Genomic DNA, 1616 nt, shown 5'->3' on the forward strand with positions numbered 1-1616 from the left:
GCCGAACCGTCACACCCCGATGCCAGACTCACACTCCCGCGGCCCACCGACCCGCATCCCGATGATCATGGGCGGCCGCACGAAAGATCCGGGCTAGCTCACGCTCGGCCGGGGACTCGAGGAGTTCCCGATAACGCGGGTCGAGCAAGTGCGCCGTCCGGGGAGCGGCCAGGAGCGCCACTCGATCGAGGAAGATCTCCAGCTCCCGGCCGGCGACCCTCATGTCGCTGCTCTTTCGCCCCAGGTTGACGTAGTCGAACTCCGGCTCCCACAACTTCGCTCGCATGGGATCGGCCCGGAGGGTCAGAACGGTGCCGAACGTGCAGCCGTCCCCCGGCCGCTCGTTCAGCTCGGCCACTTCGTGGATCAGGCGGATGACGTTGTCGTCCGTCATGGACGCACCGACAACCAGTAGGTGCTTGGTGAGCAGCGTCGTCTGGAGGACCCCTCCGAGCGGACGACGCTTGGCGTCGTACCGGACGAAGGACCGTCGGTCGAGAACGATGTCGTCCGGCGCCTCGACGTCGCCGTGCAGCTTCAAGAGCCACGGACGGCGGCGGGTCGCGTCGTCGACGGCTGCAGCCGAGGTCTCGGGGAGGACGACGAACGGCTCCTTCTTGCGGATCTCACGGACCGCCTTCTCATAGAGACGGTCGAAGTTCGTCGTGATGACCTGATCCGCATCCAGGGCCGCCAGGTGCGCATGGCTCAGCGCGTAACGGCTCCGCCCCCCGATCACCTCGGCCACGAGATGTCCCAGAGGGTTCGAGCGCCTCTCGGACGCGGGCCTGTCACGCTCCCGCCGGTCCGCCGCCCGACGTAGGACCTCAGCCGCATCCAGCGGGCCCAACGTCGAGAGCTGCGCAGGTTGCTTGATCCCGACGCGACGCGCGAGATCGGCGAGCAGTTCTGACCACGACGGCAAGCCGGCTGCGATCCCCGTCCCGGCACCCATGAAGATCGCCAGTTGTCCGGCGCGCGCCAGAGCCGCCAGCCGTTGGGCGACCTGCTCCTCCGCCGCAGGCAGGGATCTCCCGTGGCCCGCGTTCCGGAGTGCCTGCAGCGCGGAGTAGTCGGAAGGGTTCGCGGCGACGATGACTACGTCCATTGCGTATGCGGCGGCTGCCTTTCGAGCCACGCCCAACAGCCCGTTGATCACCCGGCCGCGTCGACCGTTGAAACCGCCGCCGCCCACGCCCATCACCGGCATGGCGACTCGACGCGGTCGGTCCTTCGACGCGCTCCGTCGACCGGTCGTGGCTACGGCTGCGAGCGCCTGACGGACACCGTCGAGCAGCCACTTCACCGAGGTCTGCTCGCCGGCCCCGACATGAACCAGCCACCGACGCGGAGCTCCCGATATTCGAGGGTCTGCAGGGTCCACCAACGCGACACGCTCGTCCTCGGTCAACTGCGGCAGGACCTCTCGGTGAAGCCGAGCACCTTGCTCGTCGCTCCACCCGAACACCGGCCACCACACGCGCCCGACCCCGCCGAAGTTGTCGGTGGAGACGAGGTGGGCTGTGTCAAGGATCTTGGACAGGTCCTCGGGGTTGATCACGCCGCGGCGGGTGCCGCGGTGCGGTAGTCGGTGAGTGCTTCGAACGGGGTGCGGT

The 1616-nt window shown here is 68.4% G+C and carries 1 protein-coding gene; it reads right to left on the reverse strand.

Annotation, left to right across the window (positions count from 1 at the left end; all coding sequences use genetic code 11):
• Positions 1-28 precede the first annotated feature (28 nt).
• Complete coding sequence (locus ACK586_RS25300; RefSeq protein WP_409333296.1) at positions 29-1561, reverse strand: SIR2 family NAD-dependent protein deacylase; 1533 nt, start codon at positions 1559-1561, stop codon at positions 29-31.
• Between the last annotated feature and the right edge of the window lie 55 nt (positions 1562-1616).

It is taken from the genome of Trujillonella humicola (genome assembly GCF_046233715.1).
In the GTDB taxonomy this organism is placed as follows: domain Bacteria; phylum Actinomycetota; class Actinomycetes; order Mycobacteriales; family Geodermatophilaceae; genus Trujillonella; species Trujillonella humicola.